The sequence below is a fragment of the Nocardia alba NBRC 108234 genome (genome assembly GCF_001612665.1).
Lineage (GTDB): Bacteria > Actinomycetota > Actinomycetes > Mycobacteriales > Mycobacteriaceae > Nocardia > Nocardia alba.
Genome location: NZ_BDAX01000018.1, coordinates 101,836 through 116,877, shown reverse-complemented (window position 1 = coordinate 116,877; position 15,042 = coordinate 101,836). Strand labels below are relative to the sequence as shown.

Annotated in this window: 12 protein-coding genes; 8 read left to right on the top strand and 4 right to left on the bottom strand. The window is 68.6% G+C overall.

The window, feature by feature from the left end; translation table 11 throughout:
* The first annotated feature begins 58 nt into the window (after window positions 1–58).
* On the top strand, window positions 59–2,230 hold the full coding sequence (locus NA12_RS19615) for a sensor histidine kinase (protein WP_132370041.1): 2,172 nt from the start codon (window positions 59–61) through the stop codon (window positions 2,228–2,230).
* Window positions 2,231–2,305: 75 nt separating this feature from the next.
* On the top strand, window positions 2,306–2,953 hold the full coding sequence (locus NA12_RS19610) for a LuxR C-terminal-related transcriptional regulator (RefSeq protein ID WP_067453747.1): 648 nt from the start codon (window positions 2,306–2,308) through the stop codon (window positions 2,951–2,953).
* Window positions 2,954–2,971: 18 nt separating this feature from the next.
* Here NA12_RS19610 and NA12_RS19605 read toward each other — a convergent pair whose 3' ends face one another.
* Window positions 2,972–3,802 (bottom strand): DUF1206 domain-containing protein, encoded by an 831-nt coding sequence (locus tag NA12_RS19605; protein ID WP_067453094.1) that lies wholly within the window; start codon window positions 3,800–3,802, stop codon window positions 2,972–2,974.
* Window positions 3,803–3,857: 55 nt separating this feature from the next.
* Window positions 3,858–4,970, bottom strand: coding sequence for a saccharopine dehydrogenase family protein (locus tag NA12_RS19600; protein ID WP_067453091.1), 1,113 nt, complete (start codon window positions 4,968–4,970; stop codon window positions 3,858–3,860).
* Between the two features lie 315 nt (window positions 4,971–5,285).
* Between NA12_RS19600 and lanKC the strand changes: the two genes are divergently transcribed.
* The 5 genes from lanKC to NA12_RS19575 all read left to right on the top strand — a co-directional run bounded on the left by lanKC (window position 5,286) and on the right by NA12_RS19575 (window position 11,950).
* Complete coding sequence (gene lanKC / locus NA12_RS19595) at window positions 5,286–7,847, top strand: class III lanthionine synthetase LanKC (protein ID WP_067453088.1); 2,562 nt, start codon at window positions 5,286–5,288, stop codon at window positions 7,845–7,847.
* Window positions 7,848–8,377: 530 nt separating this feature from the next.
* The gene (locus NA12_RS19590) at window positions 8,378–9,634 is read left to right on the top strand and encodes an MFS transporter (protein WP_067453085.1); all 1,257 of its coding nucleotides are present in this window, start codon (window positions 8,378–8,380) and stop codon (window positions 9,632–9,634) included.
* 33 nt (window positions 9,635–9,667) lie between these two features.
* A complete protein-coding gene (locus NA12_RS19585; protein ID WP_132370043.1) occupies window positions 9,668–10,120 on the top strand; it encodes a hypothetical protein in 453 nt (150 codons plus the stop codon).
* Window positions 10,113–11,303, top strand: a complete 1,191-nt coding sequence (locus tag NA12_RS19580; protein ID WP_067453078.1) for a sensor histidine kinase — start codon at window positions 10,113–10,115, stop codon at window positions 11,301–11,303. The genes NA12_RS19585 and NA12_RS19580 overlap by 8 nt, the downstream gene beginning before the upstream one ends.
* Window positions 11,300–11,950 (top strand): response regulator transcription factor, encoded by a 651-nt coding sequence (locus NA12_RS19575; RefSeq protein ID WP_067453075.1) that lies wholly within the window; start codon window positions 11,300–11,302, stop codon window positions 11,948–11,950. Before NA12_RS19580 ends, NA12_RS19575 begins: the two co-directional genes overlap by 4 nt.
* A 38-nt stretch (window positions 11,951–11,988) precedes the next feature.
* On the opposite strand, the gene NA12_RS19570 is transcribed toward NA12_RS19575, so the two are convergent.
* The gene (locus NA12_RS19570) at window positions 11,989–12,960 is read right to left on the bottom strand and encodes a zinc-binding dehydrogenase (RefSeq protein ID WP_067453072.1); all 972 of its coding nucleotides are present in this window, start codon (window positions 12,958–12,960) and stop codon (window positions 11,989–11,991) included.
* A gap of 83 nt (window positions 12,961–13,043) precedes the next feature.
* Here NA12_RS19570 and NA12_RS19565 point away from each other — a divergent pair, with 83 nt between their 5' ends.
* Window positions 13,044–13,685 (top strand): TetR/AcrR family transcriptional regulator, encoded by a 642-nt coding sequence (locus NA12_RS19565; RefSeq protein WP_174551109.1) that lies wholly within the window; start codon window positions 13,044–13,046, stop codon window positions 13,683–13,685.
* Between the two features lie 31 nt (window positions 13,686–13,716).
* Here the strand turns inward: NA12_RS19565 and NA12_RS19560 are convergent, their stop codons facing one another.
* Entirely contained in the window at window positions 13,717–14,997 is a 1,281-nt protein-coding gene (locus NA12_RS19560; protein WP_067453062.1) for a cytochrome P450, read from the bottom strand.
* Window positions 14,998–15,042: the final 45 nt, after the last annotated feature.

Below are 15,042 nucleotides of genomic sequence, written 5' to 3'. Positions count from 1 at the left end.
GAATACCTCTGCCGCTCAACACACATCACCTCGTACGGGCGCGCGGATAATGCCGATCATGACCGAACCCTCGACCCTCGCCGCGGTTCAGGCACGCGTCGACCGGATCGCGTCCACCATGCTGTGGTGCGTCGAGATCCTCGTCGCGATGGTCCATCTGGCCCAGCGCGGCGGGTCGGGCGTCGGTGTCGCGGTGGACGTCGCGCTGCTGGGGTGGGCGGTGTTCGGCTGGCGGCGCGGGCACTGGCGGCCACCGCGGGAACTGGCCGTCGTCGGCGCCTACCTGCTGTGCACCGCGTGGCTGGTCGATGGACCCGAGTTCACCGCCGTGGCGAGCCCGATGCTCGCGGTGGCCGGAACCGCCGTGGTGTCGTTCGGAATGTCGCGATCGGCTCGGTGGTCGTTGCCCGCGACGATCGCGGTCATGGTCGCCTGGGCGGTCGGCGCCTCCTTCGTCCCCGGCGTCGAGCGGCCATGGACGATTTTCAGCCTCGATTTCCTGCTCGTCGAATGGGCAGCGGCCGCTGCCCTGCGCCTGCTGGTAGCGCGCGCGGCGTCGCTGACCGACGACGCTTTCGCCGAATTGGCGACCGCCAGAATCGATACCGAGGTCGCCGAAGCGCGCAACCACGCCGAGATGGAACAGTGGGCGACACTGCACGACACGGCGGCGTCGACGCTGGCGATGCTCGGCCAGGGTGCGGTCATCGCACCTGACCAGCTGTCGGCCCAGGTCCGCCGCGACCTGCGAGCCGTCGAACACAGTGCCGGCCTGCTGAGCTCTTCCGATCTCGCCGACCAACTGCGTGAGCAGGCGAGATGGATCACGACACCGGTCCGGTTCGTCGGTCGCGCGCCCGACGCCGTCGACGCGGATGTGCGCAGGGCGGTGGTGGCGGCCGCGGGGGAGGCGTTGACCAACGTCGACCGGCACGCACGAGCGCAGCGCGCGACGGTCGAACTCGGTGAGGGCCTGGTGCGCGTCCGCGATGACGGCGTCGGCTTCGACCCTGACGATGCGACCCTGCTGGACGGGCGATTCGGTGTGCGCCACTCGATCCGGCGCCGCCTGGCCCTGGTCGGCGCCACCGTCGAGATCCACTCCGCGCCCGACGCCGGAACAACCGTCGAAATCCGTTGGGCACGTGATGCTGTGGTGGCCGCGCGCGGCGACGTCGACCACGTGCGTGGATTGCTGCGCGGACTGGGATACGGCCTGGTACTGCTCGCCGTGCTGGTGACCGGCTTGCAAGGGCACAACGCGTTCTCCGCTGCCCATCCCGTCGCACAGGCCGCGATCGTCGTCGTCGCCATCGTGGCAGCGCTGCTCGCGCTGGTCGAGATCCGGGTGGGATTGCCCGGCGCGGTCTGGTGGGTGACCGCGGTCGTGCTCGTCGCGCTGGGCCCGATGCAGGAACTGCTTCTCGATGTGGGTGACCTGGCGACGAGCCGGAACTGGGCGGTGGCCGCGCTGGGCTGGCAGATCGCGGCGCTGTCGGTGACCCGGAGCAGTCGCCGAGGTTTCGCGTTGCTCGGCGCCCTGTGGGTCAGCGGAACCGTGGTGGCCCTGGCCGCTTCGGGTACCTGGGCTGCCGTGTCCTCGCTGCTCTATACCGTGGTCAGCGTGGTTGTCGTCCAGGCGGTCGCGATCGGGTTCGGTGATTTCCTTCGCCACGCGGTCGCCCGCACGGAGCGGATCAACGCCGAGATAACCGACCTGCGGATACGTACCGAGCTCGCGGACGCGCTCCGCGAGGACCAGCGACAACGCTACGGCCGCCTGTCCACCGGCCTCGTACCTTTGCTGAACCAGCTCATCGAAAACCCTGACACCGCGATCGATCCGCGAATTCGCGCGAGTTGTCTACTGGAATCGGTGCGGCTGCGACGACTCTTCGGCGCGGAGTCGACGAGCGACCCCTTCCTCGATGATCTCGCTCCGGCCGTCGCCGCCGCGGAAGCACGAGGCGTAGCGGTATCGCTGCATGTTCTCGGCCGGATTCCACACCTCGACCCCCTCGAACGCACCCGCGTGCTGACCGTACCGATAATCTTGCTGACAGGAGCCCGCACCCGCGCCAAACTCGTTGTCACCGCCGGACCTTCGCTGACGGTCAGCATCACCTGCGATTGTGATGAACGAGTGCGACGCGCGGCCGAAGCTGTCGCGCCGGCGGGCAGCGTTGTCTGCGCCGATTCGCTGGTGTGGGCGACCGCGGCGCTGTCCTGACCCGAACCGGCCAGGCCGACGTATTGCCGATTCGGAGGATGGGGTGTGATCGAGGTGGCCGACAGCAGTGAGCCGATGGCGGTTGCCGTGGTGGACGACCATGCCGTCGTGCATGCCGGGATCGCGGGCTGGTGCGCCGCGGCCGATCCGCCGATCCAGCTGGTGGGTAACTATCCGACCCCGGCGGCTTTCCTCGCTGATCCCGCCGTGACCCCCGACACGGTCTCGGCGGTTGTGCTGGATCTGCAGTTCGGCGAACACACTGTCGACCTGTCAGCACCGGCGTTGTTGTGCGAGAGGGGATTCCGAGTGGTGATCTTCTCCCAGCACATCCGCAGCACCGTCGTGCTGGACTGCCTCGACCTCGGCGCGGTCACCTACCTGTCGAAACTCGAAGGCGAAGACCATCTCGTCGCGGCCCTACACGCCGCGGGTGCCGACCGCCCCTACCTGAGTCCCACCATGGCGCAGGCGATGACCGACGACACCCGACCCAGCAGGCCGGTGCTGTCACCACGCGAGCGGGAAGTGCTCTTGGCGTGGTTTCAGACCGAGTCCAAAGCGCTTGTCGGACAGCGGCTCTTCATCACCACCGGAACGGTCAACACGCACTTGGAGCGAATTCGGACGAAGTATGCCCAAGCCGGTCGACCCGCTTCGACGAAAGCCGCCCTCGTGGCCAGGGCGATCCAGGACGGTCTGGTCGATCCGGATGAACTCTGACACGCGCGGATGTCACCGCTACATCTTGGCGTAGCGAGCCATGACGAAGCTGTACACGCCGTAGGTGATGATGCCGAGGCCCGCCGTGATCAGGAGCGCGGCACCGTAGGGTTGTGCGCCGAGGGTTTTGAACGCACCGTCGAGGCCGCTGGCTTCCTCTGGATCCGAGCGGCTGACCGCGAGGATCACCAGCAGGCCCATCGCGGCGATCGCCAGCCCTTTGGCGAGGTAGCCGATCGTGCCGAGCCGCCGCACCAGGGTGCTGGGGGAGCCCTTCAGATCTGTGAGGAAGCTCTGGGTCGCTCCCTTGTAGACGTGATAGCCGCCCACCGCGATGATGATCAGTCCGGCGACCACCAGGGCGATCGTGCCCGCGGTGTTCTGCATCATCCGCGCGGTGATCCCCGTGCTCTGCGCACTGCTGGATGTGCCACTCCCACGGGCGAATCCGAATGCGGACACAGCGAAGGCGCAGTAGATCACGGCCAGCGAGAATGCCTTGACGCGGTTGAGGGCTTCGGATTTCTTGTCGTCGGCGCCGGGTTCGGACGAACTGCCCAGCGCCGCTTCGGCGAGCCGCCACAGGGCCAGTACCGACAAGGCGATGCCTCCCGCCCACAGCGCGAATCCACCGCCCGGTTTCGCGGACAGTTCGGCCATGGCCCCGGATTGATCAGCGGTACCGCTCGAACCGCCGACTGCCAGCCGGATGGCGATGTAACCGATGAGGAGATGGACTAGGCCACTCATCACGAAACCAGCCCGGGCGAACCGCTCGAATACCCCGTTCTGCGCCATGCGCGCGACGGGGGTTGTGGAATTGGTGGGGGACGCAGTGTTGTTCGACATGGTGATTGTCCTGCTCTGTGCTCGACAGCGTGCTCGACCGCGGTGGTGGCCGGTGTCAGGTTGCCTTCGGCTCGATGGCGGGGCCCGGCAGAGACGACCAGCCGATGTCGTGGGCGATGGTGCTCAGCGTGTCGAGGCCGAACGCGTCGACCGGGCCGAGCGCGCCGGTGCCGAGGAGACCGCCGCCCAGTGCCGTGTCGGCGGCCCAGGCCAGAATCGCCGCGGTGAAATCGTAGGGATCGCCGCCCCGCAGGGTCACGGTGGCCAGGGTCTTGCCCGCCGCGTCCTCGGCTTCGGCGACCACCCAGGAGCGGGTGCGGCGGCGAGCTTGCGCGTCGGGGCCACCGGTCGATCCCTTGACGGTCCGGGCCAGGGCCTCGTTCAGTCCGCGCTTCACCGCAGGCACCTGTGCGACGACCGAGGTCAGTCGAGAGCCGACGTGCAGCCCCTGCGCCGCGAGCGGTGGCAAGCCGAGGAACACATCGACTTCGCGCAGGTGCGGGTAGGCGCGGGACAGCGCGAAATGCTCCGACGCGGGAATCGACACTCCCGTCTGCGTCTTTCCGGCGACATCGAAGGAGCGCAGACGCGCACCGGCGCGCTCGGTGACGACCTGTCCGGCGCGCAGGGCGAAGCCGGTTTCGAACAGCATCCCCGCCATGGACGCGCGGGTACCACCGCTGGTTCCGGGACTTCTCATGAAGTAGCCCACGTCGGCACGCACCGCGCCCGGAGCCTCCCTCAATGCGAGCCCGGCCGCGAGATTGCCCGGTACGTAGTCGAACCCGAACGCGGTGAGCAGCCCCACACCGGCGGCACGGGCCTGCTCGTCGTGCTCGAACACAGTACGGATGAAGGGGCCTTCACCGGTGGAGTCGATGTAGTGCGCGCCCGCGGCGATCGCCGCGGCCAGCGCGGGCTGCCCATGGCGCAGGAAGGGCCCGACCGTCGTCACCAGGACGTCGCCGCGATCGAGCAGGGCCCGCACCGAAGCGGGGTCGGTGACATCGGCGACGGCGGTCCGACAGCCGCCGAGCTCGGCGGCGAGCGTCGCGAGGGCGGCCCCGTTGCGTCCCGCCAGCACGGGCGACGCGCCGCGCGCGGTGAGGACTTCGGCCGTCAGGCGTCCGGTGTAACCGGTCGCCCCGAACAGTACAATTTTCGGCATTGCCGCGTCTCCTAATGATTGACCACTTGCCAACGCTACCGGTGCGGGCAGGGTGAGGTTCAGTCCACGAGCGAGTTCGTCACGGCGAGAGTCTCTCGGCCCCACCCGGTCATGGTCGTGTCTACGGTGAACAGTCGGGCTTCGATCCGCGTGCGAGGCGGGGATCTACCGCGCGGCGATGAGGGCGCTCATCGCTGTGCGGTAGGCGAAATACGCGACTGCGCACCGATTCGGCGAGGGGTGTGTGGCGGTCATTCTGGAGTTCGTTCGATCGACCGACGAACGGCTTCACTACCCGAGAAGGGTTGGACCGCAATGCTTCACGACGCCGCGTTCCTGCTCGCCGACCCCGACTACTTCCGCCCCGTCGAACACGCCGATCCTGGTCGGCGATACGCCCCCACAGCGCCACCGGCCGGATGGACGCGGGGGGAATCGGGGGTGTGGACCCACTGGATCCCACCCGAGGTCGTACTACCTGATCAGGGCTGGAAGGTTCATGTCGCCAGTTCGCTCGACAACACCCGCCTCGTCCTGGACATCGTCGCCGCCGTGTGTGGCGAGCTCGCGGTGCCGTTCAAGCATCTGACCGGGCGGACCTACTTCGGGTGGTTGCACAGCAAGCACGGCAACCGGGTGCAGAGCGGGAAATTCTGCGCGCTCTATCCGCCGACCCCGCAGTGTGCGCACAAGGTGCTGGTGCGGCTGGAACGCGAACTCGCGGGCATCGCCGGACCGTATGTGCTGACCGACCGCCGGTTCGGCAGCTCGCAGTGTGTCTCCTATCGGTTCGGTGCGTTCCGCCCGAGCTATCGGCTGCGGGCCGACGGCTCCAAGCTGCCCACGTTGCGCGGTGTCGACGGTACGGAGATCCCCGACGAGCGACGCCCCGAATTCTTCCTGCCCGCCGGGGTGGTGGATCCGTTCGCGCCGTCGACAGAGCCGATCGACGACGAATCCGAGGTCAGCTTTCACGGTTACACCTTCGAGGCGGTGCTGCGCCACAGCAATGCGGGCGGCGCCTATCGGGCCCGTGACCTGGCGGGGGCACCCTGTTTCGTCAAGGAGGCCCGCGGCCACAACGGTTACGTCGGCGCGCAGGACGCGCGGCGCCGCCTCGAGCAGGAGTACCTGACGTTGCGCGCGCTCCACGCGGCGGCGCCCGGACTGGCGCCGCGACCCGTCGAGTTGTTCACCGAGTGGGAGCACACCTACCTCGTCACCGAGTTCGTGCCGGGCCGCACGCTCACCAGTTGGATGGTCGCCACGACACCGCTGATCCACGCGGGTGCGAGCGCGGCGACGATCGCCGACTACTACCGGCGGTGTCGCCACATTCTCGACGAGGTCACCGCGCGGATCGCCACCTTGCATCGGCTCGGCTACGCCTTCGTCGACATCAGCCCGGGCAACGTGCTCATCGCCGACGACGACACCGTGCGGCTGATCGACGTGGAAGCCGTTCAGCGGCTGGATCATCCGCTCGGCCCGCTGTCCACGCCGGGCTTCGCGCCGCCGGAGTTGCGTACGACCGAGGGGCGTTCGAACGCCGACCCGAGCTACGTCGATTCCTATGGGTTGGCCGCGCTCGCGCAGATGCTCATCTTCCCGATGCACGAAGCGGCCGAGCGGTCACCACAGTGCTTGGACCATCTCCTCGCCGACCTCACCGAACTGGCGCCACCACCGCGGTTGCTGTGGGACGCGGTGGTGCGCTATCGGGGCAGCGAACGTGGGCCGCGTCTGCCGGATCCGAGCGCTGTCCGGGCCGACCCGGGTGCCGCGCTGCACTGGCTGCGTGACCGCACCGCTGATGCGTTGGCGCAGACGTCCGAGCCGTATCCACTCGGGCCGGAGGGGCATCGGACCAATACGCGCGGTATCGCCCATGGCACCGCAGGCGTGCTGCACGCATTGCGGCTGGCGGGGCGTGCGATCGACCCGGCGGTGGTCACGCGATTGCGCGATGAATCCCTGGCCTCGAGCGGCGACACCTGCCCCGGCCTGCTGTTCGGCAATGCCGGAATCGCCTGGGTACTCGACGATCTCGGTGAACGCGAGGCAGCCCTGGCCTTGCTCGCCGCCGCGAGCGAGCATCGATTGAGTACCGAATCGGCCACCTGGGGCGGAGGTGCGGCCGGTGTCGCCATGGCGCAGTTGGCATTTCACCATCGAACCGGCGACCTCGCCCACCTCGAACACGCCCACCGACTGCTCAGCGGGTTGCCCGAGGATCTGGTTCCCCTGCTGGGCGCCGACAATGCCTCCGGGCTGGTGCACGGCAGACCCGGTGTCGCGTTGGCGCTGTACTACCTGGCCGCGTTCACCGGTGAGCGGCACCACTTCGAGCGCGGACTGCGACTGCTGCGCGAGGAACTCGTCCACGCGGAACCGATCCCGGTGGACGCCCTGGGTTTTCGCGCCTCGGAGCGCGACCTGCGCGTGATGCCCTACCTCGCATCCGGGAGCGCGGGCTATGCGCAGGTCCTCGGTCGATACCTGAACGACTACGACGAGCCGGAGCTGGCGGACAGTCTGCGCGGTTGCCTGCGAGCACTGAGTATCCGCTTCACGGCCGCACCGGGCCTGTTTCACGGGCAAGCGGGAATGGCTCTGGTACAGGCGGAGTCGGCATTTCGGGCCGATCCCGCGGCCGGTGCCGGGTCGCGATTGACCGCACTGTTCAAGTACGCGATCCCCGACGAGACCGGCGTGCGCTGGCTCGGCGGGCATGGTCAACGACTCAGTGCCGACCTGGCGACCGGATCCGCGGGCGTCCTGCTGGCCCTGCACCACGCCCTGACCGGCATTCCCGACCCCTTGTTCACCCTCGACGCGGCCGTGCTCGCGCAGGCAGCCCAGCCCGTCGAGCGGTAGCCGACCACCAGGCCACCCATCCCACCGCACCCCAGAGGAGGTGAACATCATGATCCAGATCCTGAAGCTGCAGGCCGAGACCGCCAAGAACGACGGCGAGGACGCCGGCTGGAGCACCCTCAGCATGGCCAACTGCACCCACGGCCACGAAATGCAGTGAGCCCCCGATGATCCGACGACGACCTGAAGGGAGGTGATCACCATGATCGAGATCTTGAAGCTGCAAACCACGACCGCCAAGAACGAAGGCGAGGACGGCGGCTGGAGCACCTGGAGCATCCAGAACTGCACCAATGTCCACGAAATGTAGTGCGCACCAGGCATTCGAAAGGAGGTGAACATCATGACCCAGATCCTGAAACTGCAGGCCGAGACCGCCAAGAACGACGGCGAGGACGCCGGCTGGAGCACCCTCAGCATGCAGAACTGCACCAACGCCGTCGAGGCGTAGCCGCACGAAACATCCGCTGGGCACGGGCCCGTCAGGACCCGCGCCCAGCGATTCCCCGTAATCCGGCAAGGAACCGACCATGGGCGATCAACTCTCGACACGACAGCTTTCGGATCTGCGGCGCTATACCGTCGCCCAGGTCGCCTCGACCTTCGGAAGCGCGCTGACCAGCACCACAGTCTCCGTTACCGCCGTCGCCGTCCTCGGCGCGGGGCCGCGTGAGGTGTCACTGATGGTCGCCGCGTCGGCGGTGCCGCCACTGGTCCTCGGACCCTTCGCCGGCGTGCTGCTCGACCGCGTGAGTCGGCCACGAAGGGTGCTGATCGTCGCTGATCTGATCGCGGCTTGCGCGATCGCGGTGTGCGCGGTGGCGGCGTTCGCTCGCGTGCTGACCGTGACCACGCTGATCGGTCTGTCGCTCACCCTCGGGGTGACCGGGGTCGCGCGAGCGGGACTGTACTTCTCGCATCTGAGCACCCTCGGCGTGCGCGATGTGAGCACCACACGCGCACGGCTGCAATCACATTCGCTGCTGGCGCGCTCGACGGGGGCCTCGGTGGCCGGGCCGCTGTTCACGGCGGCCGGCGCGGCGGTGATGTTCAGTTGCGACGTGCTGACCTATCTGTTCAGCGCACTGTGCCTCGCGGGCCTGTCGACACCCGATCACCGCGAGACCGCTCGACGAGGCGGCATCGCCGGCGAGTTCGCCGATGGGGTACGTGTGTTGCGCGACTCCGCGGTGCTGTCCGCGTTGGCACTGTATCTGCTGATCGGTGGTGCGGCATCCGGCGGCGTGGCTGCCCAGCGCGCGGTGTTCCTGCTCGACGACATCGGAATCCCGGTATCCGCGTACGGCATTCCCGCCGTCGCGGCCACCTTGTCCGCGGCTGTCGGCGCGCTCGCGGCTCCCCGCATCCTCGCTGCAGGGATCTCGGCCGATCGAGTACTGCGAGTGACAGTTCTCGCCGCGGCGGGATGCGCGCTCGCACTACCCCTGACCGCCGGTGGATTCCCCCTCGCCCTGCTGATCGTGTGCGCGAGTACCGCGCTGCCGACGTTCTTCGGCGCGATCATGAACATCGCCCTGATCACGGTGATGGGTACCGACGTGGGGGACCGCTACTTCGCTCGCGTGGGGGCCCTGTTGGGCACCGGCACCACCGCGGCCAACCTGGTGGGCGCGCTACTCGGCGGCGTACTGGGCGAACACTTCGGCGTGCGCACCGGGATCTGGGTGTTCGTTCTGGCCGACCTGACGGCCGCCGTCGCCTTCGCCTCGGTGCTCGCCCGGCGTGCGGCCTGCGCGAGTTCGCGGCGGCAGACCGCGAAGGCATAGCCCCCATTACCGTGTCGTGGGACACTTCTGCCCATGACAGCACGCACTTTCGTAGTCGTGTACGCCGTGGACGAAGGGGGCGCTACCGGCGTGGCGCTCGGCCGGGCGACTCTGCTCGAGCGGGAATTCGCCCTCGCGCACCCGGCGTTGGCCGCGAAGCTCGCCGAACGCGAAACGCCACTGCGGCTCGGAGTGTTCAGCGCGGCGCACGAATACGGCGAAGTGGTCGATGTCTCGGCGACGATCGTCGTGCCGCAAGCACCGGATATCGTGCTGCTCCAGCTGGCGCGAACCTCGGCGGCGCCGCCACGCGGGGTTCCGGTCGCCCTCGGTGAGATCGACGGCGGGCTGGCCGAACCGAGCCGCGACGATGTCATCGCGGCCGTGCGCACAGTGCTCACCGAGGTCGCCGCCGCGACCCCGCCGCCCGCGATGTCGATCGGAAACCCACTGACCTGGGTATGGAAGCTCCTCGGCGGTGGTTGAACTCGGCCGCGAGGCCACACCGCTGCGCCGCCTCGCCGACGTCGCGCTGGTCGTCGCCGTCGGTGGGATCGATCTTGCGGCATGGGGTGGCGATCGTCAGCTCATCGGCGGCGGTTCGCTGCCGATGTGGGTGGTGCCGACCGCGGCTGTCCTGCTGTGCGCGGCGCTGCTGGCGCGCGGAGGTTATCCGATCGCGGTGTGGGTGGTGGCCTGGGGCTTCACCGCGGTGAATTTCCTTGTGCCGACGTATTTTCCGGTCGGCTATCTGCTCGTCGCCACCTTCGCGGCCGCCTGCCGGGTGTCGGCAGGCGCGGCTCGGCTGATCCTCATCGGGTCCGCGTTCTCGCTGGGACTGTTCACCTATCACAACCAGCTGGCCGGAGCCGCCGGGCCGCAGCTGCATCACTACCTCGTCGCCGGGATCATGTGGGCCTTGGCGCTCGGCGTCGTGTGGGGTGTCGGCCGCCTGCTCTCTCTGCGCGAGCGCCGCGCGCTGGCGACGCAGGCGCGCCTGGCCGCCGAGGCGCAGGCCGCACTGGCGGCGCAACGGCTGCGGCTCGCGCACGATCTGCACGACAGCGTGTCCGGTGCGGTTGCCGCCATGATCCTGCACGCCGCGGCTGCCCGCGCGTTCACCTCCGACGAGCATCCGAAGGTGGCCGATGCCTTGGCGGTGATCGAAAAAGCGGGGACACAGGCGATGGGCGAACTACACGAGCTGCTCGGACTGTTGCGAGACCCCGACGAGGGGTCACACTCCCGTGTGCGGGCACCGGCCTCGCTCGAAAGCCTGATCGAGCGCAATCGCGCGGGTGGGCTGCGTATTCGGCTCGACACCGAGGGCATTCGGCCACCGACGGTCGACCCCGACATCGACTTGGCGGCCTACCGGCTCGTGCAGGAATCGCTGACCAACGTCGCCAAACACGCCGGTGCCGGTGCGACCGTGGATATCAGCATCGGCTGGCATCGCACCAGTGTGACCGTCGCGGTGCGCAGTACGGGTGGGGACGGCCCTGTCCCGCAGGTCGATCGGCTCTCCACGCGCCAGGGCCTGACCGGGCTCGCTCAGCGATTGCAAACACTGAGTGGCACAGTCGAATACGGACCGGACGGCACCGGCTGGTCGGTGGTCTCGGAGATACCGTTGAGCCCCACCGGAATCCAGGAGAACGCCACGTGAGGATCAGCGTGATCATCGCCGAGGACGAAGCCCTGGTGCGTGCCGGTGTCGTCCTGGTACTCGGCGCCATCCCCGATATCGAGGTGGTCGGTGAGGCGAGCGACGGCACCACGGCGATCGAACTCGCCGCGGCCGTCCGGCCCGATGTGGTCCTGATGGACCTGCGCATGCCGAGGATCGACGGCATCAGCGCCACTCGTAAGATCTGCGAATCCGTCGACGCACCAGCGGTTCTCGTGCTCACCACCTTCAACGAGCAGCAGGCTGTGCAACAAGCACTCGCGGCCGGCGCCAGCGGATTTCTGCTCAAGCACGCGGCCCCCGCGAATCTCGCCGAGGCGATCCGCGCCTGCGCCGCGGGGGAGGGCTGGCTCGATCCCGCGGTGGTCGGTGGGGTCCTGACCGCACTGAGATCGGCGACCCCGCCCACCCCCACGACACCGGCGACCGTGGTCGGGCTGACCAACCGGGAGCGCGAGGTGCTGGTGTTGATGGCGATGGGATACGCGAACGCCGAGATCAGCGCTCGCTTGTTCATCAGCGAAGCCACCACCCGCACCCACGTCTCCCACGTCATCGCCAAAACCGGTTCTCGCGACCGCACCCAGGCCGTGGTGCTCGCCTACCGCAGCGGTCTGATGGGCTGAGGAATTCGGGCGTCAGCGATCAGCTCTTCGCGCGTCGCCTATCCTGCCGTCGGCGTGAGCGCGATTCTGCCGAATACCACGCCGCTTTCCATTCTCCGGTGCGCCAGCACCGCTTGCTCCAGGGAAAGCGTTTCGTGCACAACCGCTTTCAGCTCGCCGCGGCCCGCGGCGGCGAACAGTTCGGCGGTCGCGGCGCGTCGGTCGGCTGTCGGCACCGTGTCGGCACTGAACGTCGCGAAAGACATCGACTTCCGGAAAGCCGCGATCAATTCCGCGCCGAAGTCCGCCGGTGGCATCCCCGCCATCACGCCGACGGCCACCATGCGACCGTTCGGCTCGAGTCCGGCGAAGAACGACGGCAGATCCGCGCCGGCGACGATGTCGATGATGACGTCGTAGGCCGCGGGGGCGTCTTTCGTGCCCTGGCCGCCGCGGTCGAGTACGTGGGTCGCGCCGAGCTCGCGCAGGCGCTCGCCGCGCTCGGCCGATGAGGTCGTGACCGCGACCGCACGAGCACCGCCACGCGCCGCGAGCTGGACGGCCATCACCCCGATGCCACCGGCCGCGCCACGCACCAGCACCGACTCACCGGGCGCGAAACGCGCATGGCGCAGCGCGAAGTGCGCCACCACCGCCGAGCTGCCGAGTGTCACCGCGTCGACAGCCGACATGGTCCGCGGGAGGGCGACGAGCGTTTCCGCCGAGGCCACCGCACGTTCGGCGTAGCCGCCGTGTTCACCGGTGAACGCCCACACGCGCTGCCCGATCCACCCTGGGTCGACGCCCGGGCCGACGTCGGTCACGGTGCCCGCGACCTCGTGGCCGGGGATGCGACCCGGCGTGGTCGCGTAGGCGGCCAGCGCGCCACTGCGGATGAGAGCGTCGACTCCGCCGACGCCGATCGCCTCGGTCGTGACCAACACCTGTCCGGCGGCCGGCTTCGGATCGGGGAGTTCGACCACCGCCAGGACCTCAGGGCCGCCGAACGTTTCGACGATTACTGCTTTCATCGGTGTCTCCGTGATCTGTCCGAGCGGAACTGACCAGTGGGACCGTAACGGACACCGGCGTCCGTTTAGCTAAAGTGAGAGCGGTGACCACCCGTTTGCCTCATACCCTGCGATCCGATGCCAGGGACAACCGTGAACGGATCCTCGACGCGGCCCGCGCGGTGTTCGTCAACGACGGCCTCGACATGCCGATGCGGGAGATCGCGCGGCGGGCAGAGGTCGGCCCCGCCACCCTCTATCGCCATTTCCCCTCCAAGGAGCTCCTGGTCGCCGAGGCGTTCACCGATCAGATGCTCGCCTGCCGGACTCTCGTGGACGAAGGGCTCGCCGACCCCGATCCCTGGCACGGTTTCTGCCGCACCGTCGAGAAGCTCTGCGCGCTGCAAGCCCGCGACCGCGGCTTCACCGCGGCCTTCATGTCCGCGTACCCGCACGCGCTGGACTTCACGGCGATCCGCAACTCCTCGCTCACCGGCGCCGCCGAACTGATCCGCCGCGCCAAGGACACCGGTCACCTGCGCTCTGACATCGGCGTCGACGATCTCATCCTGATGATCATGGCCAACAACGGCATTCACGCCGGGACACCGGCCGCACGAATCGCTGCCTCTCGCCGCTTCGCCGCCCTCATGATTCAAGCGTTCCGAACGTCACCCGCGGCCGCACCGCTGCCACCGGTGCCACGCTTGATGCCCGCGACGCCATGGCGCGGATCCAACAGGTGAGGTAACCGGACGGCCGGCGATGTCGCGCTGTTCAGCTGATCAGAATCGGTGCCCCGTCGGACGGCACATGCGTGATGTTGCGGACCCGGCCACGCGTCGTCGCGTTCGCGGGCAGTGACAGGGTGTGGCGGCGCAGGATCTCCTGGAGCACCGCCGCGCCCTCCATCAGCGCGAAACCCGCTCCGATGCACCGGCGCACCCCACCGCCGAACGGCAGCCAGGTATTCGGCGCCACACTGCCGTCGAGGAATCGACCGGGCCGGAACACCGCGTCAGGGAAGGCCTCCGGCCGCTTGTGCGCGAGCAGGATCGAGGTCGCGACAACAGTGTCAGCGGGCAGGTCGTGGCCACCGATCCGCATATCGCGGGTGAGCTTTCGTACGACACCACCGATGACCCAGTGGTAGCGCAGTGCCTCCTTCATCACCGCTTCGAGGTACGCGGTGTCGCCGTCGAGCGCGGCTCGGCGCGCGAGGTCCTGCTGGGCGGGGTCGGCGGCCAGTTCGCGCAGCGCCCACGACAGTGCGGCCGAGGTCGTCTCGTGCCCGGCGGCGAGCAGGGTGACCAACTGATCGCGGAGCTCGTCCGGGGTGAGCGGGGCGTCGTCGCCGGTCCCCGGTGCCATCAGTCGCGACAGCACATCTGCGCCGGTGGCGTCGTTGCCGGTGCGGCGCTGCTCGATCTCGGCGTAGAGGTGGGTATCCAGATCGGCCCGGTCCTGGTGGAACCGCTTCCACGGACCGCGGGTTTGCAGGGCCGGGTAGCGGGAACCGAGCAGGGTGAGCGGGGCGATGTCGGTGATGCGGCGCATAGGTGGACCGAGTAGGTCACGGCGGCGCGGATCGGCGACACCGAGCACCACCTCGCCGATGACATCGAGGGTGATCGCGGTCATCGCGTCCAGGCTGGAGAGCGTCGACCCAGCCCGCCAGGTCTCCACGTGGGCGGCGGCGATCTGCTCGATCATCTTGCGATAACCGGTCAGCGCGGGCCCGGTGAAGGCGGGCATCAGCAGGCGGCGGGCGCGAGCGTGCTCGGCCTCGTCGGTGATGAGCACCGAATGATCGCCGAGCAACGGACGCAGGATGCCGTTGCTCTCGCCGGCGTGCAGGTCGGTGGGGGAGGCGGCGAAGATCTCGCGAATGTGTTCGGGGCGGGTGAACACCACCAGATGTCGGGCATACGGCGGCACCAAACGCAGGGTGAAGGTGTCGCCGTAACGGCGTGCGGTGGCGGTCATGAACCGCTCCCGCGCTTGCACATACCGAATCGTCTGCGCGATCGCGGGTAGTCGGGGGCCGGGCGGGTACATGGCGATGGTCCTCTCCTAGACACCTCGCTCCACGGTAACCCCGGT

What these genes read in the sequence shown, in the direction of transcription:
- NA12_RS19615 (WP_132370041.1), top strand. Translation starts at nt 59, where the DNA reads ATGACCGAACCCTCGACCCTCGCCGCGGTTCAGGCACGCGTCGACCGG.
- NA12_RS19560 (WP_067453062.1), bottom strand. Translation starts at nt 14,997, where the DNA reads ATGTACCCGCCCGGCCCCCGACTACCCGCGATCGCGCAGACGATTCGG.
- NA12_RS19570 (WP_067453072.1), bottom strand. Translation starts at nt 12,960, where the DNA reads ATGAAAGCAGTAATCGTCGAAACGTTCGGCGGCCCTGAGGTCCTGGCG.
- NA12_RS19605 (WP_067453094.1), bottom strand. Translation starts at nt 3,802, where the DNA reads ATGTCGAACAACACTGCGTCCCCCACCAATTCCACAACCCCCGTCGCG.
- NA12_RS19600 (WP_067453091.1), bottom strand. Translation starts at nt 4,970, where the DNA reads ATGCCGAAAATTGTACTGTTCGGGGCGACCGGTTACACCGGACGCCTG.
- NA12_RS19585 (WP_132370043.1), top strand. Translation starts at nt 9,668, where the DNA reads ATGACAGCACGCACTTTCGTAGTCGTGTACGCCGTGGACGAAGGGGGC.
- NA12_RS19610 (WP_067453747.1), top strand. Translation starts at nt 2,306, where the DNA reads ATGGCGGTTGCCGTGGTGGACGACCATGCCGTCGTGCATGCCGGGATC.
- lanKC (WP_067453088.1), top strand. Translation starts at nt 5,286, where the DNA reads ATGCTTCACGACGCCGCGTTCCTGCTCGCCGACCCCGACTACTTCCGC.
- NA12_RS19590 (WP_067453085.1), top strand. Translation starts at nt 8,378, where the DNA reads ATGGGCGATCAACTCTCGACACGACAGCTTTCGGATCTGCGGCGCTAT.